Source organism: Caulobacter sp. BE264 (assembly GCF_031457805.1).
GTDB lineage: Bacteria > Pseudomonadota > Alphaproteobacteria > Caulobacterales > Caulobacteraceae > Caulobacter.
Genome location: NZ_JAVDXI010000006.1, coordinates 202,645 through 225,366 on the forward strand (window position 1 = coordinate 202,645; position 22,722 = coordinate 225,366).

Annotated in this window: 17 protein-coding genes; 10 read left to right on the forward strand and 7 right to left on the reverse strand. The window is 66.0% G+C overall.

Annotated features, from left to right (window positions below; translation table 11 throughout):
- Positions 1-82: 82 nt before the first annotated feature.
- From J2X45_RS15775 to J2X45_RS15795, 5 genes are all read left to right on the forward strand, one after another.
- Positions 83-1,030 (forward strand): SDR family oxidoreductase, encoded by a 948-nt coding sequence (locus tag J2X45_RS15775; protein ID WP_310216513.1) that lies wholly within the window; start codon positions 83-85, stop codon positions 1,028-1,030.
- Between the two features lie 86 nt (positions 1,031-1,116).
- The gene (locus J2X45_RS15780) at positions 1,117-3,099 is read left to right on the forward strand and encodes a TonB-dependent receptor domain-containing protein (protein ID WP_310216516.1); all 1,983 of its coding nucleotides are present in this window, start codon (positions 1,117-1,119) and stop codon (positions 3,097-3,099) included.
- Positions 3,100-3,186: 87 nt separating this feature from the next.
- Positions 3,187-5,610: a M1 family metallopeptidase gene (locus J2X45_RS15785; protein WP_310216518.1), complete on the forward strand. Its 2,424-nt coding sequence runs from the start codon at positions 3,187-3,189 to the stop codon at positions 5,608-5,610.
- Positions 5,607-6,131, forward strand: coding sequence for a DUF6702 family protein (locus J2X45_RS15790; RefSeq protein WP_310216521.1), 525 nt, complete (start codon positions 5,607-5,609; stop codon positions 6,129-6,131). The genes J2X45_RS15785 and J2X45_RS15790 overlap by 4 nt, the downstream gene beginning before the upstream one ends.
- A gap of 67 nt (positions 6,132-6,198) precedes the next feature.
- Complete coding sequence (locus tag J2X45_RS15795; RefSeq protein WP_310216522.1) at positions 6,199-8,472, forward strand: outer membrane beta-barrel family protein; 2,274 nt, start codon at positions 6,199-6,201, stop codon at positions 8,470-8,472.
- 42 nt (positions 8,473-8,514) lie between these two features.
- Here the strand turns inward: J2X45_RS15795 and rfbA are convergent, their stop codons facing one another.
- On the reverse strand, positions 8,515-9,384 hold the full coding sequence (gene rfbA, locus J2X45_RS15800) for a glucose-1-phosphate thymidylyltransferase RfbA (protein ID WP_310216523.1): 870 nt from the start codon (positions 9,382-9,384) through the stop codon (positions 8,515-8,517).
- A complete protein-coding gene (rfbD, locus tag J2X45_RS15805; protein WP_310216526.1) occupies positions 9,381-10,283 on the reverse strand; it encodes a dTDP-4-dehydrorhamnose reductase in 903 nt (300 codons plus the stop codon). The genes rfbA and rfbD overlap by 4 nt, the downstream gene beginning before the upstream one ends.
- Before the next feature lie 117 nt (positions 10,284-10,400).
- Between rfbD and J2X45_RS15810 the strand changes: the two genes are divergently transcribed.
- Complete coding sequence (locus tag J2X45_RS15810) at positions 10,401-10,670, forward strand: hypothetical protein (RefSeq protein ID WP_310216528.1); 270 nt, start codon at positions 10,401-10,403, stop codon at positions 10,668-10,670.
- A 5-nt stretch (positions 10,671-10,675) separates the two neighbouring features.
- Positions 10,676-13,282, forward strand: coding sequence for a DNA ligase D (gene ligD / locus J2X45_RS15815; RefSeq protein ID WP_310216530.1), 2,607 nt, complete (start codon positions 10,676-10,678; stop codon positions 13,280-13,282).
- Here the strand turns inward: ligD and J2X45_RS15820 are convergent.
- Together J2X45_RS15820 and J2X45_RS15825 are read right to left on the reverse strand one after the other, a co-directional pair.
- Positions 13,279-14,118 (reverse strand): Ku protein, encoded by an 840-nt coding sequence (locus J2X45_RS15820; protein WP_310216531.1) that lies wholly within the window; start codon positions 14,116-14,118, stop codon positions 13,279-13,281. The genes ligD and J2X45_RS15820 overlap by 4 nt on opposite strands.
- 25 nt (positions 14,119-14,143) lie before the next feature.
- Positions 14,144-15,205 carry a DNA topoisomerase IB gene (locus J2X45_RS15825; protein ID WP_310216533.1) on the reverse strand — a complete coding sequence of 354 codons (1,062 nt, stop codon included), beginning with the start codon at positions 15,203-15,205 and terminating at the stop codon, positions 14,144-14,146.
- A 129-nt stretch (positions 15,206-15,334) separates the two neighbouring features.
- Between J2X45_RS15825 and J2X45_RS15830 the strand changes: the two genes are divergently transcribed.
- Positions 15,335-15,505, forward strand: coding sequence for a DUF2256 domain-containing protein (locus tag J2X45_RS15830; protein ID WP_310216536.1), 171 nt, complete (start codon positions 15,335-15,337; stop codon positions 15,503-15,505).
- A gap of 9 nt (positions 15,506-15,514) precedes the next feature.
- Here the strand turns inward: J2X45_RS15830 and J2X45_RS15835 are convergent, their stop codons facing one another.
- The 3 genes from J2X45_RS15835 to J2X45_RS15845 form a co-directional block, all read right to left on the reverse strand.
- Positions 15,515-16,345 (reverse strand): iron-containing redox enzyme family protein, encoded by an 831-nt coding sequence (locus J2X45_RS15835; protein WP_310216539.1) that lies wholly within the window; start codon positions 16,343-16,345, stop codon positions 15,515-15,517.
- A 167-nt stretch (positions 16,346-16,512) separates the two neighbouring features.
- Positions 16,513-16,875, reverse strand: coding sequence for a hypothetical protein (locus J2X45_RS15840; RefSeq protein WP_310216541.1), 363 nt, complete (start codon positions 16,873-16,875; stop codon positions 16,513-16,515).
- Positions 16,876-16,916: 41 nt separating this feature from the next.
- Positions 16,917-18,896: a TonB-dependent receptor plug domain-containing protein gene (locus tag J2X45_RS15845; protein WP_310216543.1), complete on the reverse strand. Its 1,980-nt coding sequence runs from the start codon at positions 18,894-18,896 to the stop codon at positions 16,917-16,919.
- A 131-nt stretch (positions 18,897-19,027) separates the two neighbouring features.
- Here J2X45_RS15845 and J2X45_RS15850 point away from each other — a divergent pair, with 131 nt between their 5' ends.
- A complete protein-coding gene (locus tag J2X45_RS15850; RefSeq protein ID WP_310216548.1) occupies positions 19,028-20,068 on the forward strand; it encodes a LacI family DNA-binding transcriptional regulator in 1,041 nt (346 codons plus the stop codon).
- 135 nt (positions 20,069-20,203) lie between these two features.
- Complete coding sequence (locus J2X45_RS15855) at positions 20,204-22,657, forward strand: TonB-dependent receptor (RefSeq protein ID WP_310216550.1); 2,454 nt, start codon at positions 20,204-20,206, stop codon at positions 22,655-22,657.
- Positions 22,658-22,722: the final 65 nt, after the last annotated feature.

The window sequence follows — 22,722 nt, forward strand, 5'->3', positions numbered from 1 at the left end:
CGTCACATGACGCGGTGTTGGTCCTGGACGAGGCCCGGCTATAAGGGTCGTAAGAGCTGAGTCCCGGGGAGGCTGGTCGCCGATGCATACGCAGAGAATCCTGGTCACGGGCGGCGCGGGCTTCGTCGGCTCGCATCTGTGCGACCGCTTGCTGGAGACCGGCGCCGAAGTGCTCTGCGTCGACAACTACTACACCGGCTCGCGCCTGAACGTGGCGCAGAACCTCGCCAATCCGCGCTTTGAGCTGCTGCGCCACGACGTGACCATGCCGCTCTATGTCGAGGTCGATCAGATATACAATCTGGCCTGCCCCGCCAGCCCGGTGCACTATCAGTTCGACCCCGTGCAGACGACCAAGACCAGCGTCCACGGCGCGATCAACATGCTGGGCCTCGCCAAGCGCGTGAAGGCCAAGATCCTCCAGGCCTCGACCTCGGAAGTCTATGGCGATCCGACCATCCATCCGCAGGTCGAGAGCTACTGGGGCAATGTCAATCCGATCGGCCTGCGGTCGTGCTACGACGAAGGCAAGCGCTGCGCCGAGACCCTGTTCTTCGACTACTGGCGCCAGCACAAGCTGCGCATCAAGGTGGCGCGGATTTTCAACACCTATGGCCCGCGCATGCATCCCAACGACGGGCGCGTCGTGTCGAACTTCATCGTCCAGGCGCTGAAGGGCGAGGACATCACCCTCTATGGCGACGGTAACCAGACTCGTTCGTTCTGCTATGTCGACGACCTGGTCGATGGCCTGATCCGGCTGATGAATACGGGCGACGAGGTGACCGGCCCGATCAATCTGGGCAATCCCGTCGAGTTTACGATGAAGCAGCTGGCGGAGTTGGTGCTGGAACTGACCGGCAGCCCGTCGACGATCGTCCACCGTCCCCTGCCCTCCGACGATCCGCGCCAGCGCCAACCCGATATCACCCTCGCCAAGCAGGTGCTGGACTGGACGCCCACCGCACCGCTCAAGGTGGGGCTGATGAAGACGATCGAGTATTTCGACGGCCTGCTGAAAGCCGCCTAGCGGCCTCTGTCGGCTGCCGTCGCCGCGTAGCCCATTTTTTTCGCGGTCAACTTGTCCCCAGGATGGGGCTCGCTTAACAGCGCCCTATGACCCGTCGCCGTGTGCTCCTTTCGCTTCTCCTCGCGACCGTTTCGACGCCGGCTTTCGCCCAGGAGGTCGAGGCGATCTTGGTGTGGGGCCAGCGGGCCAATGACCTGGGCCGCGCGACCTCGGCCAGCGAGGGGCGCATCGCCTATGCCGACTTCGCCTCGCGGCCGCTGCTGCGCCCTGGCGAACTGATCGAGGCGGTGCCAGGCCTGGCCGCCACCCAGCACTCGGGCGCGGGCAAGGCCAACCAGTACTTCCTGCGCGGCTTCAATCTGGACCACGGGACCGACCTGGCCGCCTCGCTCGACGGCGTGCCGCTGAATCTGCCCTCGCACGGACATGGCCAAGGCTATCTGGATCTGAACGTCCTGACGCCGGAGTTCGTGCACGACATCAGCTTCAAGAAGGGCCCCTACTCGGCCGAGAACGGCGATTTCGCCACCGCTGGCGCGGTCGCCTTCGAAACCGCCGACCACCTGCACGGCGACGGTCTCCAGGTCTGGGCCGGCGAGAACGACTATTACCGCGCGCTCGGTTCCAAGGCCCTGACCAGCAACGTCCTGGTCGCCGCCGACGTCACCACCAACAACGGCGCCTGGACCCAGTCCGAGGACCTCAGAAAGATCAACCTTCTGGGTCGCGCCATCGTCGGTGGCTGGTCGATCACCGCCCTGGCCTATGACGCGCAGTGGAACGCCACAGACCAGATCCCGCGCCGCGCGGTCGAGTCGGGCCTGCTGAACCGCCTCGACACCGTAGACGCCACCGATGGCGGCACCACCTCCCGGTACATGCTGTCCGCCCGAAAGCGCGACCTGCTGCGCGGCCTCGACACCGTGGCCTACGTCCAGCGCTACAAGCTCGATGTCTTCTCGAACTTCACCTACTTCCTCGACGATCCGGTGAATGGCGACCAGTTCGAGCAGGTCGACCAGCGCTGGATCTATGGCGGCGCGATCACCAAGCGCTGGGCGCTGGGCCAGGGCTGGAGCGCGCGCACCGGCGTCAGCGCACGCGTGGACGACATCGGCAAGGTGGGCCTCTATCGGACCACGGCCAGACTGCGGCGCACGACTGTGCGCCAGGACGCCCTGACCGAGTGGTCGACCGCCATCTGGGGCGAGGCCTCAAAGCGCTTTGGCCAACTTGACGTCACCGCCGGACTGCGGGCCGACGCCATGGGCGCCGACGTTGAGGCCGGCGATCCGCGCAACGCCGGAACGGTCAGCGATGTCCTGCTGTCGCCCAAGCTGACGCTCGCCTGGCGGATCTCCAAGACCTTCGAGCTCTATGCGGACGCGGGGCGCGGCTTCCACTCGAACGACGCCCGGGGCGCGGCGATCACGGTCGACCCCGTCTCTGGCGATCCGGCCGACCGCGCGCCGCTGCTCTCGCCGACCGATGGCGCGGAGCTGGGCCTGCGCTGGCGTCGCGACGACCTGACCCTCACGGCCGCCGCCTGGGCGCTGCATGTCGATTCCGAGCTCGTCTATGTCGGTGATGCGGGCTTCACCGAAGCTTCGGGCGCCACGCGTCGTCGGGGGATTGAGCTCCTCGCCGATTGGCGGCCCACGGCGCGGTTGAACCTGACCGCCTCCTACGCCGGAACTCACGCGCGCTTCACCAACGGCGACCGGATCCCCAACGCCGTCGCCTCGGTGTTCACAGGCGGCGCGAGCTGGAAACTGGGTCCGACCTCCAGCGTGACCCTGACCTATCGTCGGTTGGGCGGCGCGCCGCTGATCGAGGACAACTCGGTGCGCTCGCGCTCCACCGGCCTCGTCAACGCGCTCTTTGTGCAGGATTTCGGGCCGGCTAGCTTGATGGTCGAGGCGCTCAACCTCGCCAATAGCGGCCAGGACGACATCGCCTACTTCTACGCCTCGCGCCTCCCCGGAGAGCCGGCGGACGGGGTCGAGGACGTGCATTTCCATCCGGTCGAACCTCGCGCCATCCGGGCGGGCATCAAGATTAATTTCTGACCTTCGTTGCGAAAATGGGATGATTTTCGTCGTATCGCCCGTCAAAGTCCGCGCGGGGTTTCGTCAGGGTTCTGAGTTGAGGGGCTATTGAACTTGTCCAAGCGTTCCATTCGCTACGCCGTGGCCGGCGTTATCGCCGCCGCGCTCTCCGTCACAGTCGCGCACGCCGACGCCATCAAGCAGACCAAGGCGCCGTTCGACGACAAGTTCCGTCAGCTCGAGGGCGAAGACTGGCCGACGCCGACCGATTACCGCAACGCGTCGGGCGCGCCGGGTTATCGCTACTGGCAGCAGAAGGTTGACTATGACGTCTCCGTGCGCCTGGACGAGGACACCAAGACCCTCACCGGTCGCGAGACGGTCACCTATCGCAACAACTCGCCCGACAGCCTGCCTTATCTGTGGTTGCTGCTGGACCAGGACGCCAAGCGCGACTCGATCAGCAAGATGACCGAAACGGTCTCGGGCGACTCGATCAGCCTGGGCCAGGTGCGCCGCATCCAGCGCTTCAAGGAGTGGGAGGGCGGCTTCACGATCAAGTCGGTGAAGGACGCCTCGGGCCGCCCGCTGAAGTTCACCGTGGTCGACACCCTGCTGCGCATCGACCTGCCGGCCGCCGTGCGCGCCAATGGCGGCGAGACCAAGTTCACGATCGAATGGTCGCTGCCGCTGGTCGAGAACAAGGTCATCGGCGGCCGTAGCGGCTATGAGTGCTTCACCGGCAAGGGCGATGACGGCAACTGCATCTATGAGGCGGCGCAGTGGTTCCCCCGTCTGGCCGTCTATTCAGACTATGAAGGCTGGCACAACAAGGCCTTCCTGGGCGCAGGCGAGTTCACGCTGGAGTTCGGCGACTATCGCGTCGCCCTGACCGTGCCGTCCGACCACGTCGTGTCGTCGACGGGCGTCCTGCAGAACCCCGGCGCCGTCTTGACCGCCGCTCAGCGCGACCGTCTCGCCAAGGCCCGTACGGCCAGCGAACCGGTCTATGTCGTGACGCCCGAAGAAGCCGCCGCCGCCGAGAAGGGCAAGGCCAAGACGGAAAAGACCTGGGTCTTCCAGGCCAGCAACGTCCGCGACTTCGGCTGGGCCAGCTCGCGCAAGTTCATCTGGGACGCCCAGGGCGTAAAGCAGGACGATCCCAAGGCCGAATATCCGGTCGTGATGGCCATGTCGTTCTTCCCCAAGGAAGCGCGGCCGCTGTGGGACGCCTATTCGACCAAGTCGATCGCCCACACGCTGAAGGTCTATTCGGACTTCACCTTCGCCTATCCCTACCCGGTGGCCCAATCGGTCAACGGCCCGGTCGGCGGCATGGAATATCCGATGATCAGCTTCAACGGCCCGCGGCCGGTGAAGGACAAGAAGACCGGCGCCCTGACCTACACCGAGCGCGCCAAGTACGGCCTGATCGGCGTGGTGATCCACGAGGTGGGCCACAACTACTTCCCGATGATCGTCAACTCGGACGAGCGTCAGTGGACCTGGATGGACGAGGGCCTCAACAGCTTCCTCGAGTTCCAGGCCGAAATGCAGTGGGACAAGAACTATCCGGCGCGTCGCGGCGAGCCCAAGGACATCGTCGACTACATGGTCAGCCAGGACCAGGTGCCGCTGATGACCCAGTCGGACTCGGTGATCCAGTTCGGCCCGAACGGCTACACCAAGCCGGCGACCGCCCTCGTGATCCTGCGTGAAACGATCATGGGCCGCGAGCTGTTCGACCGAGCGTTCAAGGAGTATTCGAACCTCTGGCGCTTCAAGCGCCCGACCCCGTACGACTTCTTCCGCACCATGGAAGAGTCCTCGGGCATCGACCTCGACTGGTTCTGGCGCGGCTGGTTCTACTCGACCGACCACGTCGACATCTCGCTGGACAAGATCGTGAAGGCTCGTCTCGACAGCGGCGATCCGGACGTGGAAGCCGGTGTCCGCAAGGCGGCCGACGCCAAGGAACCGGAATCGCGCACGGCGGCCAACAACAAGGGCCCGACGGTCGTGGAACGCGACCCGAAGGTTCGCGATTTCTACAACGAAACCAACGAATTCACGGTCTTCGAGAGCGCGCGCAAGCGGGCCAAGACGGCGCGCGCCGACATGACGCCGGAAGAGCTGGCCGCCCAGGACTTCAAGGACAACTTCTACCGCTTCTCCTTCCGCAACATCGGCGGTCTGGTGATGCCGGTGATCCTGAAGATGGACTTCACCGACGGCACCAGCGAGACGGTCCGCATCCCGGCCGAGATCTGGCGGAAGAACTCCAAGCAGGTGACGTGGCAATACGTGACCGGCAAGGAGCTGAAGGGCGCCGAGCTCGATCCGCTGTGGGAAACCGCCGACGCCGACCGTGGCAACAACGTCTACGAAGGCGCGATCACGCCGATGACGTTGAAGATGCCTAAGTTCCCCGAGGCGCCCAATCGCATGAAGGACGCCAACGTGAAGGTCGAGCCGGGCGGTCTGGGCACCTTCCCGGTGGAAGAACCGAAGAAGGACGACGCGGCCAAGTGATCAAGCGCGCGGTCGCCCTGTTCGCGGCGGCGAGCTTCGCGCTCGCCCCGTTCCCGGCGGCCGCGCACCGCGGCCACGGCGCGCTGAGCGTCGTGGACATCGACGTGCGGTCGGGCGAGGTCCGGGTCAGCCACCGCATCGCGACCCACGACGCTGAACCGGCGCTGGCCCTGATCGCACCGGACGCCCAGACCAGCCTCGATGATCCAGAGGCGGTCGAGGCGCTGAAGCTCTACATGACCGGGCGCTTTGTGATGGCGGTCGCTGACCAACCGGTGGCGCTGACCCTCAAGGACATGACTCTGGGCGCCGACGAGGTCCGCTTTGAGTATGCGGGCAAGATTACCCCGCCCCAGACCCGAGCCCAAGTGGCGGTGATCGCCGCCATGTTCGCCGACGTCTATGGCGATCAGGTCAATCAAGTGAACATCCGGCGCGCCGGCGTCACCCGTACGCTGGTGTTCACCGGCGCGGAGGCGGCGACGCCACAGGCGCTCGACCCTATCGACCCCGCGCCGTAGGGAGCCTGAGGTGACAATCGTCACCTCGCCGGCCTGACGCCCGGCACTGCAGCGCTCTGAGTCTCTCATGCAGTTTCCTCGTCAACAGAGGAGACTTTCCATGACCATCCCGACCCGCCGCGTCGCCCTGCTGGCCGCCACGGGCCTGGCTGCGCTGAGCACGGCCGCCTTCGCCCAGACCGCGCCGACCACCGCGCCCGCCCCGCCACAAGCCGCGTCGAAGAAAGATCCGTCCAACCAAGTCCAGGGCGTCACCATCACCGCACCGAACGCCCAGGATATGCGGACCTCAATCGATCGGCGCAGCTACAGCCTGGGCAAGGACCTGCAGGCCACCACGGGCTCGGTCGCCGACGTGCTGCGCAACGTCCCCTCGGTGCAGGTCGACGTGCAGGGCAATGTCAGCCTGCGCGGCGATCCCAATGTCACCATCATGATCGACGGTAAGCCCTCGGGCATGTTCAAGGGCGACAACCGCGGCCAGGTGCTGCAGCAGATCCCAGCCAACCAGTTCGAGCGGGTCGAGGTGATGACCAACCCCTCGGCCGCCTTCAGCCCCGAAGGGGCCGCCGGGATCATCAATCTGATCACCAAGCAGCAGCGCGGCGTCGGCATGACCGGCTCGGTGCGCGCCAATGTCGGAACCGAAGGCCGCAAGAACGCCAGCGCCAGCATCGCGCGGAACACCAAGGGCCTGACCCTGTCGGCCGACGCCGGCTGGCGGCGCGACAAGGCCAAGGGCGAGATGATCGACGAGCGCGAACGTCTCGACGCGAGCAGCGGCGCCTACGCCACCAGCCGCCAGAAGCTGAACTTCACCAGCCGGGGCCAGTCGCACAACGCCCGCGCCAGCGTCGACTACGACCTCGACAAACGCACGCGCGTCAGCGCCGAGGCGCGTTATAACGATATGCGCTACGACTCCGTGTCTGGCTCGTCGTTTGAGGGCAAGACGCCCGCAGGCGTTCCGAACGTGCGCTTCCAGCGCCTGAGCGACGGCGCCATGAAGCGGTCAGTCGCAGGCCTCAGCGGCGACCTTCGTCGCAAGCTGTCGGGCGACGATCACGAATTCACGCTCAACGCCAGCATCGAGCGCACGCGCAACAGTCAGGGCGGTCTCGCCGAGACCTTCAGCCAACTGCCGATAGCGCCGATCGCCCTGGAGAACGTCCGGACCAGCGACGAACTGGTCCAGACCCGGCTGAAGGCCGAGTACAAGCGTCCCCTGCCCCACGACGCCAAGCTGGTGGCGGGCTACGAGCTGCAACTCAACGAGAACGACTATGACAACTACGGCGCCCGAGGCCCGAAGGGCGGCGCGCTCGTCGTTGATCCGTCGCTGACCAACCGCTTCCAGTTCGATCAGGCGGTGAACGCGATCTACGCCACCTACAGCCGTCCGATCGGCGACTGGACGGTGATGCCGGGCCTGCGCATCGAAGAGGTTTCGATCGACACCAACCAGATCACCTCGCGCCTGACCGACCGCTACGACTATCTGCGCGCCTATCCCTCGCTGCATCTGCAGTACAAGGTCGACGACCTGCGCCAGGTCAACGCCAGCTATAGCCGCCGGATTCAGCGGCCCTCGGCGCAGGACCTGAACCCCTATCGGATCTACCAGGACCCCTACAGCTATCGCCAAGGCGACCCGCGCCTGAAGCCGCAGGTCACGGACGCCTTCGAGGTCGCCTATCAGCTGCGCAAGGGCTTCAACTACTATCTGGGCACTCTGTACTGGCGCGAGGCGCGCGATGGCGTCACCGACGTGGTCCGCGACCTCGGCGACGGCGTGCTGCTGACCACCAAGGCCAACCTGGCCAACAGCCGCAGCGGCGGCCTGGAGCTAGTGGCGAACGCGCGGTTGTCGCCCAAGCTGTCCTACACGATCAGCGGCAATACGGCCTGGACCGAGATCGGCGCCACCGACCTTGGCTTTCCGGACAAGCGCTCGGCCTGGACGGTCTCGGGCTATGCGGCCCTGAACATCCAGGCCACGCCGAAGGACTTCGTGCAGATCAGCGGCTTCGCCACGGGCAAGCGCCTGACCCCGCAGGGCCACAAGGCGCCAACCGGGATGCTGCTTCTCGGCTATCGCCACAAGTTCAATGACCGCCTCTCGGGCGTCGTGACGGTCCAGGACGGTCTGAAGACCTTCCGCGACAAGACGGTGATCAATACCCCGACCCTGAAGAACCGCCGCGACATGGAGCTCGATCTGCGGGCGGTGTTCGTCGGGATCACTTACGGCTTTGGCGGCCAAGGGGCTGCGAACCCTCGCCGGGCCCGCGAGCCGGCCTTCGACTTCCAGACCACGCCGGGCGGCGTTGGCCCCATGTAAGGCTCCACGGCCGGCGTCCTCTACGGGCGCCGGTCACCCCATCTAGCGGGCGCCGATCACGGTGCGCAGGTAGCCGCCATAGGCGCTCTTGCCCAGGGCGTCGGCCAGACGCTCCACCTGGGCGGCGTCGATGAATCCCTTCTGGTAGGCGACCTCTTCCGGACAGGCGATCTTGAAGCCCTGACGCTTCTCCAGCACCCGCACGAACTCGGCGGCCTCCAGGAGGCTGTCGGGCGTGCCGGTGTCTAGCCACGCATAGCCACGCCCCATCAGCTCCACCGACAGGTCGCCACGCTCCAGATAGGCGCGGTTGACGTCGGTGATCTCCAACTCGCCCCGCGGCGAAGGCTTGAGGTCCCGGGCGATGTCGACCACGTCGCCGTCATAGAAGTAGAGACCCGTGACCGCCCAGTTCGACTTGGGAACGACAGGCTTCTCCTCGATCGAGAGTGCGGTCATCTGCTTGTCGAACTCGACCACGCCATACCGCTCCGGGTCGTTGACGTGATAGGCGAACACGGTCGCCCCTTTCGGCCGCGCCATCGCCCGCGTGAACAGGTTGGTGATCCCGTGGCCGAAATAGATGTTGTCGCCCAGGATCAGAGCGGAGGGATCGCGTCCCACGAAGTCCGCGCCGATCACATAGGCTTGAGCCAGGCCATCGGGGCTGGGCTGAACGGCGTACTGGATCTCAAGGCCCCATTGCGAGCCGTCGCCCAGCAAGGCCTGGAAGTTCGGCGTATCGCGCGGCGTCGAGATGATCAGGATCTCGCGGATCCCCGCCAGCATCAGCGTCGACAGCGGATAGTAGATCATCGGCTTGTCGTAGATCGGCATCAGCTGCTTGGACGTGACCAGGGTCATCGGATGCAGCCGGGTGCCGGAACCGCCGGCGAGAATGATGCCCTTCATGCAGGGGCTCCCTGAACGCGCAGTTCCGCGATTATGTCGGCCACGGCCTCTCTCCAAGGCCGGGGGTGGATGGCGTAGTCCGCGCCGATCCGGTTGGTCAACAGACGTGAGTTTTGCGGTCGGCGGGCCGGCGTGGGATATTCACGGCTCGGGATGCCCTCGACCGCGGCATGAACGCCTCCCTGCGCGCCGCTGAGACGAAAGATTTCCCGCGCCAGATCCGCCCAGCTGGCCTCGCCCCCATTGACGAAATGATAGACGCCAGTCGGGGCTTGCGGGTCGGCGATCATCCGCAAGGTGATGACCTTCAGCGCGTCGGCGATATCGCGCGCCGAGGTGGGGCAACCGTACTGATCATCGACGACGCGCAAGGTGGGGCGGTCAGCTGCCAGCCTCAGCATGGTCTTCAGGAAATTGGCGCGGTGGGCGCTGAGCACCCAAGCCGTCCGGAGCACGACAGAGCGCGGATTGCCCAGGCGCACGGCCGTCTCGCCGGCCAGCTTCGAGGCGCCATAGATCCCGATCGGCCCTACCGGGTCATCCTCGGCGTAGGGACCCGGCTTCTCGCCGTCGAACACATAGTCGGTTGAAACCTGGATCAACGGAACGCCCCGCGCCCGCGTGATGTCGGCCAGCAGCGCAGGGCCGATAGCGTTGGCGGCGAAGGCATTGGCGACCTCGCTCTCGGCCTTGTCGACGGCCGTCCAGGCGGCAGAATTGATTACGGCGGCGAACGCCGTGGCCTCGAAGGCGGCGCGGACCGAGGCCTCAACGGTGAGATCCAGTTCCGTTCGGGACGGCGCATGCAGCACAACCCCGTCAGGCCATGCGGCGCGCAGCAGTTCCAAGCCAACCTGCCCGGCGCCGCCGGTGACGAGAATATGCGTCGCTTCAGTCATTCGCCCTTACCTACGCGGTCCGAGACCGGACCAGCAAGACCAGCAGCGACAATCGTCATCACGCGGAACGACCCCAGCGCTCCGGCCATTCCCTCCGCACAAGCAGGAGGAACGCTGATGAGCGATGTCGACACCGGATGGGACGAGCAGGACGGAGCTGAAGCGTTGGACGAGGACGTTGTCGGTCGCGACGGCGAGATGCGCACCTTCGAGCAACTGCCCGACGTTCTGGACGTGACCCAGGCGGAGGGCGACGTCGATGACGACGACGCCCTGATCGCCGAAGAGCTGGATGATGCCGAGATCGTCGCAATGGAGCACGAGTCCGACCCTGGAGACGGCCGCGACGTGGACGATGAACGCCCCGCAGTCTTCGGGGGAGAATAGAGGCCGTGGCCGCGCGCAAGCTGGAGGCCTATCGGGCTAAGCGTGACTTCACTGTCACCGCCGAACCGTCGGACGATGCCGCCGTCGCGGCGTCGACCAGCGCCCGGTTCGTCATCCAGAAGCACGCGGCCACACGCCTGCACTACGACCTCCGGCTGGAGCACGAGGGCGTGTTCCTGTCGTGGGCCGTGACCCGAGGCCCGTCGCGCGATCCACAGGACAAGCGGTTAGCGGTCAAGGTGGAGGACCACCCCCTCGCCTACGGCGACTTCGAGGGCGTGATCCCGGAAGGGCAATACGGCGGCGGCACGGTCATGCTCTGGGATCGCGGCTGGTGGGCGCCGGAGCCCGGCTTCGATCTCAAGAAGGGCCTCAAGCGGGGCGAGATCAAGCTGGTCTTCGCGGGCGAACGGATGAAGGGCGGCTGGGTGCTGGTGCGGATCAAGAATGATCGCTCGGGCGGAAAACGCGAGAACTGGCTGCTAATCAAGCATCGCGATGGGTTCGCGAAGGACGACGACGCGGACTTCCTGGAGACGTCCGCCGTGTCGATTGCGTCCGGCCGTACCATGGAACAGATCGCCGCCGGCCAAGGCCGTGCGCCCGCGCCCTTCATGACCAAGCAAGGCCAGCCCTCCGACGCGGTCTGGAACACCGCTGGACCCTCACCGCCCTCTGAAGGGAAGAAGGCTACACCGGCCCGCGCCAACCCCCGGGCGAAAGCGAAGCCCGTGGCGGCGATGCCGACCTTCGTCCCGCCTCAGCTGTGCAAACTGGTCGATCGCCCGCCCACAGGCGCGGGTTGGGCCCACGAGATCAAGTTCGACGGCTACCGCATGCAGCTGCGCGTGCAGGCTGGCCGAGCCACGCTTCGCACCCGGACGGGCCTGGACTGGAGCGATCGCTTTCCGAGGCTTGTGCAGGACGCCGCGAGCCTCCCCGACGCCCTGATCGACGGCGAGGTCGTCGCCCTTGACACCGAGGGCTCCCCTTCGTTCGCGGGACTGCAAGCGGCGCTGTCCGACGAAGATACCGACAATCTGATTTTCTTCGCCTTCGACCTGCTGCACGCCGCTGACGAGTCGCTGGTGGATCTGCCGCTCGGGGAGCGAAAGACCCGGCTCAAGGCGCTCTTGCCGAAAACCAGCGATCACATCCGCTATGTCGAGCACTTCACCAGCGGCGGCGAGGCGGTGCTGCAGTCTGCCTGCCGGATGTCCCTGGAGGGCGTCGTCTCCAAACGGCTGGATGCTCCCTATCGGTCGGGCAAGAGCGCGGCCTGGACCAAGGCCAAGTGCCGGGCGGGCCACGAGGTGGTCATCGGCGGCTGGACCACGACGGGCGAGGCGTTTCGCTCCTTGATCGTCGGCGTCTACCGCGACGGTCATCTCGCCCATGTCGGGCGCGTTGGTACGGGATTTAGTCGCGAAAAGGTGGCCAAGCTTGTCCCCGCCCTCAGGCGCCTGGCGCGAAAGGCCTCGCCCTTCAGTGGACAAGGCGCGCCGCGCGGCGGGGCCGGCGTTCACTGGGTAGAGCCCAAGCTCGTCGCCGAGATAGAGTTTGCGGGGTTCACGGGAGAGGGCGCGGTGCGACAGGCGTCTTTCAAAGGGCTGCGAGAGGACAAGCCCGCCACGGCCGTCAAAGCCGAGGCGCCGGCGCCTGTGGAGCATGCTGAACTGGCCGCTCCTGTTCCCGCCGGGAAGCCGCGCGGCAAGGCGGTGGTGCGAGGCGTTTCGATCTCCAATCCCGACAAGGCGTTATGGCCCCAGGTCAACGGCGATGGACCAGGCGCCAAACTGCAGTTGGCTGAGTACTTCGAAACCGTCGGCGCATGGATGCTCGACCATATCCGGGGCCGCCCCTGCTCGGTCATTCGAACTCCAGACGGGATCGACGGCGAGACTTTCTTTCAACGCCACGCCGGCAAGGGCGTATCGGCGCTGATCGACGCGGTTACCGTCAAGGGCGACCGCAAGCCCTACCTCGTGTTTAACACCCTCGAGAGCTTGGTGGCCGCCGCCCAGTGGGGCGCGACGGAGCTGCATCCCTGGAACTGCGCGCCGAACGAACCGGAGATCCCCGGACGCCTCGTGTTCGACCTCGATCCGGGCCCTGACGTTGACTTCGACGCCGTGGTGGAAGCTGCGCGGGAGATCCGCGACCGCCTCGAAGCGCTGGGCCTGACGCCTTTCTGCAAGACGACGGGCGGCAAAGGCCTCCATGTCGTTACGCCCGTGAAGGCCGAGGGCGTGGAGTGGGACGCAGCCAAGGCGTTCGCCCGCGAGGTCTGCGCCCGCATGGCCGCCGACAGCCCCGACCGCTACCTGATCAGCATGGCCAAGAAGGATCGCGGCGGCCGTATCTTTCTTGACTATCTGCGCAATGACCGGATGAGCACCGCCGTCGCGCCGATGTCCCCCCGGGCCCGTCCGGGCGCGCCGGTGTCCTGGCCTTTGAACTGGACGCAGGTTCGCAAAGGTCTTGATCCGTCGCGGTTTAACCTGGCTACGGCGCCGGACCTCCTCAAAGATCTGGACGCTTGGGACGCCTATTCGGACAGCGATCGCAGCCTGGTGCAGGCGATCCGCAAACTGGAAAAGGCGAAACCCTAGCTGGCCTTCTTGCGCACCGGCTTGGAAGCCTTGCTCCGCACCGTTTTGCGAGGCTTGGGCGCATCACCCAAACTGCGGCGCAGCGCCTCCATCAGATCCACGACATTGGTCTCTTCCGGGGCCTCGACCGTGATCTGGCGGCTCTTGCCTTTGCGCTTCTCGGCAATCAGGTCGCGCAGCGCGTCCTCGTAGCGATCATTGAACTGTTCGGGATCGAAGGGCCCCTCTTTCTGCTCGATGATCTTCTGGGCGATCTGGATCATGGCCGCGTCGGCCTTGAGATCGGGGATGTCATCGAAGTAGTCGGCTGCGTCCCGCACCTCCCGGTGCGTGCGAAGGCTCCAGGCCACCATGCCGTTGTCGCGCGGCTCGATCGCCAGGAGGCGCTCACGCTGGTGCATGACGACGCGGCCAAGCGCAACCTGACCTTCCTTGCGCATCGCCTCGCGGATCACAGCATAGGCCTCAGCGGCCAGCTTGCCGTCGGGTACGAGGAAATAGGGGTTGTCCCAATACAGACGGTCGATCTCGGCGGCCGAGACAAAACGCTCGATGTCAATCGTGCGGGTGCTCTCCAGCCGGACGCTGTCGATCTCGTCCTGGGTGACGACCACGTACTTGTCCTTTTCGTAGGCGTAGCCCTTGACGATATCGGCGCGCTCGATCGGGCCAAGGTCCGGGTCCGTCGGGACCATCCGGATCCGGTTATGCGTGGTCTTGTGCAGCATGTTGAAGCGCACATCGCCTTGGGAGTCGGTGGCGGTGAAAAGCGCGACGGGACATGTCACAAGCGACAGACGCAGATGCCCCTGCCAGGTAGGTCGACCGGCGGCCATGAGCATTCCTCCCAAATAATAGGGGTCAAACGGAAGGTCTGAGCTCCGCGTTCCGGAGATCGTCGCGGCATGAGGCCTGCGCGGCCTCCAGAAAGCGGATCACGGCCAGTTCGAAGGCGCGCGCAGACCGACCTGGCTTCAGCGGCAACGCGCCCTGTTCATAGGCCTCCAGCACAAGTGGATGAATATACGAGCCGCGACACACGGCGGCCGTGTTACCCAAGAGGCCGGCGACGGCCTTCACACACGCGGCGACGTTCCGTTTGGCTTCGGACGCGCTGGCGGCGCGGGGGCGCTGACACAGCGCGCGGGCGGCGCCCAGCGTGCCAGCCCAGGTACGAAAATCCTTGGCCGAGAAGTTCTCCCCCATCGCCTCCCGGATGTAGGCGTTCACGTCAGCGGATTCGACCGACCGGCGCACGCCCTCCACGTCGAAGTACTGGAACAGGCGCTGGCCGGGAATGTCCCGACAGGCTTTCACAATGCGGGCCAACCGGCGGTCACGGAACCCGGTCTTGTGCGTCTTGCCGCTCTTGCCCTTGAATTCGAACGTGCCGCCAACGCCCGTGAGAATGGCGTGCCGATCTCGCAGGGTTGTCAGACCGAAGCTCTTGTTTTCTCTGACATAGACCTCGTTGCCAACCCGGATCAGAGTCAGCTCCATCAACCGCACGACAGCGGCGATGACCTTCTCGCGCGGCAGGTCGCGTCGCCTCAGGTCCTTCTCGATCCGCGCGCGAAGGCGAGGCAGCGCGCGGCCGAACGCAATCATGCGCTCGAACTTCGTCCCGTCTCGATCATGTCGCCAAGCCTGATGATAGCGATACTGCTTGCGTCCCTTTGCGTCCCGCCCGGTCGCCTGGATATGGCCATTGGCGGCCGGGCAGATCCATACCTCGGTCCAGGCGGGCGGGATCGCCAACGCTTGGATCCGCGCCAACACATCGGGATCCTTCAGCCGTTTTCCGTCAACGCCGAAGTACCGCCAGCCATCGGCCGCTAGTGATCGACGGACGCCGGGGTCATCGTCGTTCACATAGACTAAGGTCGCATCGATCGACCTCTCGAAAGCGGTGTCCTTGGGCATCGTGCTGCTCCGCACTTTCTTGAGGAAGCCAGGACCGAGCGAACGGTTCCGCAACTTTAAGAGGCCCGCGCCCACGTCCGATCTCAGACCAGCCGCGTATTACGAGCGTCACCTCGCCGGAGGGCTCATATGAAAGCCGCCAAGCGCCCCAAGGCCACTATGCCCGACAAGACCTGCGCGGCTTGCGGCCGCCCCTTCTCGTGGCGACGAAAGTGGGCGCGCGACTGGGATCAGGTGAAGACCTGCTCCGATCGCTGCAAGGGCGCGCTTCGCAGCGGGCGCGCGGCGACGGCCCCCTGAGCGCCAGGACTACTCGGCGGCGTAGACCAGCGGGTGAGTGTGGGCCCAGAGGTGGGCGCGATAGGTGTCGAAGCACTGCTCCCCGCAGATCAGGCGCATCAACGCGCCCTCAGCGATGAAGCGTGCGCGGGACGGGTCTTCCTCCACGAGCGGAACCAGCGCCTCGGCGTTCCAAGCCTTGGAATGCTCAACATCGAGCTGGGCATGGAGAGCGAAGTACTTTCGCGCCTCAGGCGCGACACCCGCCCGCTTCAGACCAGCGTCGACGCACGCCACCCGTGTCGGCGCGGTCAGCTCCACCACGCCCAAGGCGCCGATCGAGTGCCAGACATAGCGTCGCGTCGTCGCAAACGCGGTCATGGTGTTCGCCAAGCACAGCGACTGCCACAGGGTTGCATCGATCGTCGGTGTCAGGCCTAGCATAGACGTAGTGCGTGTCAGCATGGGTCCGTGCATGCCTCGCGCGCTGCCTCGCCCCATCTCGTCCCAATAGTTTCGCGCCAGCTCGAGCTTAGCGCGATCAGGGACCTTCACCTGGGTCATAGCCACCAGGTCGTCAAAGCCCGCTTCTCCGGCGGCCTCCTGCGTCAGGAACCACTTCAGGTCTTCAAGTGTGGCCTGGCTCTCCAACCAATCGAACAGCGGATCCCACTGACCAGGACCATGATCTTTTAAGGCTTCGAACCACGCGACAAACTCCTGAGCGCCCGTCGGGGTCTGCTCGACCAGCGGCGCGATGTGACTGCGGAACGCTTCGATGAAAGCACCTTCCGCCTCGCGCATCTGATGCTCGCGCTCGAGATCGCGCCGCCATTCGTGGCTGGGAGCAGCAGGCGCCAAGCGCGCGTGGTTCCAGTGGGCCAACGCGCGGTGAAGCGCTTCGGCGTCCGGAAACTGAGCACTGAAAGCGCCCAAACGAGAAAGACGTTCGCCACCGTGCAAGGTGCGCACTCCTAGATTCTTTGGGGAGAAAGGGCCGGTCTTGCGACCGGCCCGATAGATGACGCTTAGCGTTCAGCGCCACCGTCGTCGGTGCGACCGGGCTCGATCGCACCGGTGTCCACACCGCCAGTCGAGCCATTGGTCAGGTCGTCTTCGCCGGCGCGGTCAGCGCCTTGATCGCCACGGCGCTCGCGGTCGGCTTGCTGGTTCTGTTGGCCGGGCTGGGTCTGCTGACGATCGTCCTGCTGCTGTTGCGGCTGGCGCGTCTCACCCTGCTGATTTTGCTGACCCGCCTGCTGACGTTGGGCGTCGTTCGCCTGTTGCGGCATGCGTTCCGGGTTGTTCGGGGTCTCACCCATGGTCGTCGTCCCTTTTTCGATTGGCCGCACCGTGGATCGGTTGGCAGGGTGACAACGGGCGGCTTGCATCTCTCGTTCCTGTGTCGGGAGAACGACACCCCGGCGACCGCCTATCGCCGCAAGGCGAAGCCGAATGACACCGTGCGCGGCGCGGCGTAGCTGATCACGCCGTCCGCCGTCTGGCCGACGGCAAGGTTATGGTTCAGCAAGTTTTCGGCGGCCACGTAGATTTCGGTTGCGGACGAGAGCGTCCAACCGACCCGTGCGTCCAACCCAGCGCCGGCCTTCAGACGACGCAGGTTGAGATCGTCTTCGTAGCGCATGCCTTCGTATCGCAGGTCGATATCGACGCTCAGTCGCTCGAGCGGACTCCAAGCTGCCCCGGCGGTCACCGCCCACGCTGGAGCCTGAGCGGGGCGCTTCCCGGTCAACTGCGCTGCAGCGTTCGCGCCATCGACACGCGCGTGGGTCCAGGAGGCTGCGGCGCGCGCAGTCCAGGCGGGGGACAGTTGCACCCTGACATCGCCCTCTAGACCATAGGCGTTTATCTCGCCGACATTGCGCCGCTGGCGTAGCACCCCGCCCGTCGGGATAAAGCCGGCGACCGGAAAAGTCCCAGGCCCGACCCCGATGGTCACGTTCGTCACGGGATCCCGCACCTGATTGTAGAAGACGGCAAGGTTCCATTGCAGGGCGCCCTCGCCCGTCAGGCCGGCCTCGACGCCGTGGAGGGTTTCCGGCTTCAGCGCCGCATTGGCCTCGGTGACGTCGTTGCCGACCCGGAAGGGACGGTGCAGTTCGTTCAAGGTCGGAGGCCGGAAACCGGCATAGGCCGCCGCACGCCACCAGATCTCGCCATGGAGCCGCTGGCGCAGCCCGGCGCGGGCGGTGGGCGTAACGCCCAAAGCATCCTCGATAGGCGCATCCAGGGTCGCGGTCGTTGTCAGAGGGTCGCGCTCGCGCCGCACGCCAGCGTAGGACCGCCAGCCATCCAGGCGCGCGCCGAAGATAAATGCGCGGTCTTCGCTCACTTGCGAGGCCTCGCCGTAGAGGCCGCCCACCAGCGTGCGCCCGCCGGCCTGGCGTAACCGCGTGAAGGCGCCGGACTGATAACGGAAGCGCTCATTGACCCGCCCTTCGGCGGTGCGGACGTCGCCGCCCAACTCCCAGCTCCAATCACCCTCTTGCCCCTGCCAAGCGGCGTTGAGGCCATACCCTGTGGCCGGGGTCGAAAACTGGTCGTTGGCGGGCGTTGTCGAGATTCGGCCGGCCGCGACGGCGACGGACGTGTTCTCAAGGTCGCTGCGTCGCGCCCAGGCTTGAACTCGCCAAACCTCGGTCGCCGCGGTGACCGTCAAAGAGCCGCCCGTAGCGTTCGAGCGAGCGCCTACGAGGCCCGCGTCCCGCCGCTCCTGAAATACGCTAGCGCGGATCGCCCAGCGTACGGCGCCGCCCGCCCCTTGCGCCCTGACTGCGACAGACCGATCGTCCAAGGTCGTGGGCGTATCAGCCGAGCCCCGTCGCTCACCGCGAACCGGATAGTATCCGTCAGTGCGCGAGCCGCTGGCCGTCAGCAAGAGATGATCGGTCCCGAAGGTCGCCGCGCCGCGCCAGCTGTCGCGCGCGCCGATCTGGGCGGTGAAGCTCGAAAGGCCGCCGCCCGCCGCCCGTTCGCGCAGCGCCACCACGCCCGTCAGCGCGCCTGCGCCATAGGGGCCAGCGCCTGCGCCGCGCACGATGGTCGCGCCGGACAGGCCCTCGCCCGGCAAGGCGGTCCAGATCACCCACCCGCCGAACGGATCGTTCTGAGGCGCGCCATCCAGCGTGACCAAGGCCCTGCCGGCGCCCGATGGCGCCACGCCGCGCAGCGAGATTCCCTGGATCGTTGGATTGGCGGCGTCGCTGCCGGTCCTGCGGAACAGCGAGACACCTGGCGTTGTTTTCAACGCCGCATCGAGCCTCGCCGAGGCGCCCAGCGCCTGGGCGTCATAGCGCGCGGTCGAAAACGCCTCCTGCCCCGAAAGCGGCGGCAAGCGGGGCGCTTCGACCACGACGAGAGCAACCGGAGTTGGCGGGGCGTCTAGCGTCACGGGTTACTCTCTTCAGCGCTGGAAGTGCGGGCGGTTACGACTGTAGGACGCGTGGGAGCGGGTCAAGGCGCCGCTGCCTCCAAACCAAGCCGGCCGTTGTGGCGGCGACGGCTTGAACTAAGCTGGGCGACATGAGTCGTGCCCCCACTGAACCCCAGCAGGCCCGCCTGAAGATGGCGGATATCGCCAAGCTGGCGGGGGTGTCGACCTCGACGGTCTCGAGGGCCCTGGCGGGCAACCCCTCCATTCCCCAGACGCTGCGCGATCAGATCACTGAGCTCGCCCGCACGCACGGCTATGTGATCAACCAGTCGGCGCGGAGCTTACGTCTCCAGAAAACCCATACAATCGGCCTTATCGTCCCCCTGGGCCACGAGCGCGACCAGCTGATCAGCGATCCATTCTTCCTGGAGATGATTGGCCGTCTCGCCGATGAGATCACCGGCCGCGGCTACGAGGTGCTGCTCAACAAGGTCGTGGCGCCCCGCGCCGATTGGTTGCGGCGGATCGTGCAGTCCCACCGCTCTGACGGCCTTCTGATCATCGGCCAAAGCGACCAGCATGACGCCTTGAACGCGCTGGCCGACACCTATCGGCCGCTGGTCGTGTGGGGCGGCGACCTCCCGGAACGCCGCTACTGCACCGTCGGCTCAGACAATATCGCCGGCGCGAGGCTGGCCACCCAGCACATGATCGCTCAGGGTCGACGACGGATCGCCTTTCTGGGTCCGCCTGGGGCGCCCGAGGTCGAGCTGCGGCGAGAAGGCTATCTCCAAGCCCTGAACGAGGCGGGCCTTAGCCCTTCGCCCGAGCTGTGCGCTCCGGCCCACTTCACGGTGGAGTCGGTCGAGCCCTCGGTGCGCGCGCTGATCGACAGCGGCGCGGAATTCGACGGTGTTCTGGCGGCGTCCGACGTGATCGCTGTCACGGCGATCAACACCCTGAACGCTGCGGGCCGATCGGTCCCGACCGAGGTTTCCGTGGTCGGTTTCGATGACATCAGCCTGGCGCGCTACAGCGCCCCGCCTCTCACCACGGTTCGCCAGGATCTGGCCAAGGGCGCGAGCGCCATGGTGGATCTTCTGTTCCGCCGGATTTCCGGCGCCCCGACAGAGTCAGTCTTCATGCCGCCCGAGCTGGTCGTGCGTGGCACGTCGATCCCGGAAGCGTAACTGTTGCCAATTTAACGCAATCGATTGCGAAAATGAGGCGGCGCTGATTTTCCATCTTCGCAATCGATTGCGAAGACACCAGTCTCACGCTCGAAGCCCCCGCCATAAGAAGCGAGGGCGCATGAGGAGGAAGATATGAACCGGCAAAAGTCCCGCCTGCTCGTCGGCGCCGCGGTGCTCGCCATTCTGCCGCTATCGGCTCATGCCCAACAAAACGGCAAGACCAACGACCAGGACGTCCTCGAGCTCGACTCGGTCGTCATCACCGCCTCGCGCGATGGCGCGACCAAGATGAACTCGTCCATCTCCGTCAGCGCGCTGTCGGCCGACCAGATCCTGGCCCAGGCCCCGCGCTCGACCGCTGAGATCTTCCGGGGCCTGCCCGGCGTACGATCGGAGGCCACCGGCGGCGACGGCAACGCCAACATCGCCGTGCGCGGCCTCCCGGTGGCCTCGGGCGGCGCCAAGTTCCTGCAGCTGCAGGAAGACGGCCTGCCCGTGATGGAGTTCGGCGACATCGCGTTCGGCAACGCCGACATCTTCCTGCGCGCCGACCAGAACGTCTCACGCATCGAGTCGGTGCGGGGCGGTTCGTCCTCGACCTTCGCCTCCAACTCGCCCGGCGGCGTGATCAACTTCATCAGCAAGACCGGTGACGTCGAGGGCGGCGAGATCGCCCTGACCAAGGGTCTCGGCTACGACCACACGCGCCTGGACTTCGACTACGGCGCGCCGCTCAGCGACACACTGCGCTTCCATGTCGGCGGCTTCTATCGCGAAGGCGAAGGTGCACGGAAGTCGGGGTACACGTCTGAAAAGGGCGGCCAGATCAAGGCCAACCTGACCAAGGACTTCGAGAACGGCTTTATCCGCCTGAACGTCAAGTATCTGAACGATCGCGCGGTGGGCTATCTGCCGATGCCGACGCGGGTGACCGGGTCGAACAGCGATCCCGACATCGGCTCATTCGCCGGCTATGACATCGGGCGGGATGACCTGCAGTCGATCTATCTGGCCCGCAATCCGGGCCTGGACGGCGACGGCAATCGTCGGAGCAGTAAGGTCTCCGACGGCATGCACCCCGACACCCTGCAGTTCGGCGCCGAGGCCAAGTTCGATATCGGCGGCTGGAAGATCGAAGATCGCTTCAAGGTCGCCAAGACGTCCGGACGCTTTGTCGCCCCCTTCCCCGCCGAGGTTCTCTCGGCCCAGGCCCTGGCGACCTCGATCGGCGGCGCGGGCGCGACTCTGCGCTACGCCAACGGCCCCGGCGCCGGTCAGGCGATCACCTCGCCCGCCAGCCTGAACGGCAATGGCCTAGCGATGCGCATCCACATGTTCGACGTCGAGATCAACGACTTCGGCAACGCCATGAACGACCTGAAGCTGTCGCGTAGCTTCGACACGGGCGCTGCGGTGATCGATCTGACGGTGGGCTACTACAAGTCGCGCCAGACCATCGCCATGGACTGGCTGTGGAACACCTTCGTCTCGGAAGTGAAGGGCGACAACGCCGCCCTGCTGGACGTCTATAACAGCGCCGGAACCAAGCTGACCCAGACGGGCCTGGCCGCCTATGGCGTGCCGCTGTGGGGCAACTGCTGCACCCGCCGCTACGACGTCACCTACGACATCGACGCGCCGTATCTGAGCCTGTCGAGCCGCGTCGGCGCTCTGAGCCTGGACGCCAGCCTCCGTCGCGACGAGGGCAAGGCCCGCGGCCTCTATGCCGGCGCCAAGCAGGCCACGGTGGACGTCAATGGCGACGGCGTGATCCAGACCGTCGAGCAGAGCGTCTCGGTGATCGACAACGCCAACGCCTCGCCGGTCAACTACGACTGGGGCTACACCTCCTGGTCGCTGGGCGCGAACTACCAGTTCAATCCCGACGTCGCCGCCTTCGCCCGCGTCAGCCGCGGCGGCCGGGCCAACGCCGACCGCCTGCTGTTCGGCAAGGTCCGCGCCGACGGCACGGTGTCCAAGGAGGACGCCGTCGACATGGTCGACCAGGTCGAGGGCGGCCTGAAGTATCGCCGCGCCGGCTTTGGTCTGTTCGCCACCGCGTTCTGGGCCCGCACCCAGGAGCAGAACTTCGAGGCCACCAGCCAGAAGTTCTTCGACCGCACCTACAAGGCCAAGGGCATCGAACTGGAGGCCAGCTACCGGATCGGCGATGTCTCCGTCACCGGCGGCGCCACCTATACCGATGCGGTTATCGACAAGGACGCCCTGACGCCCGCCGTCGTCGGCAACACGCCGCGTCGCCAGGCCAAGTGGGTCTACCAGTTCGCCCCGACCTGGACGATCAATGATAAGGCCACGATCGGCGCCAGCGTCATCGGCACCACCAAGGCCTACGCCCAGGACGACAACCAGCTGATCTTCCCGGCCTACGCCCAGGTGAACGCCTTCGCTGAGTACAAGCTGGCCGAGACCCTGTCGCTGTCGGTCAACGCCAACAACCTGTTCGACAAGGTCGGCCTGACCGAGGCCGAGGAAGGCGCGATCACGGGAGGCTCGGTCAATGCGATCCGCGCCCGCTCGATCAACGGCCGCACCGTCACGGCGACGCTTCGGTACAGCTTCTAGTCCCCATCGCCGGCGGGTTTCCTGCCCCGCCGGCGCCTCGGCCTCGCCAGAGCGCGCCCCACGCC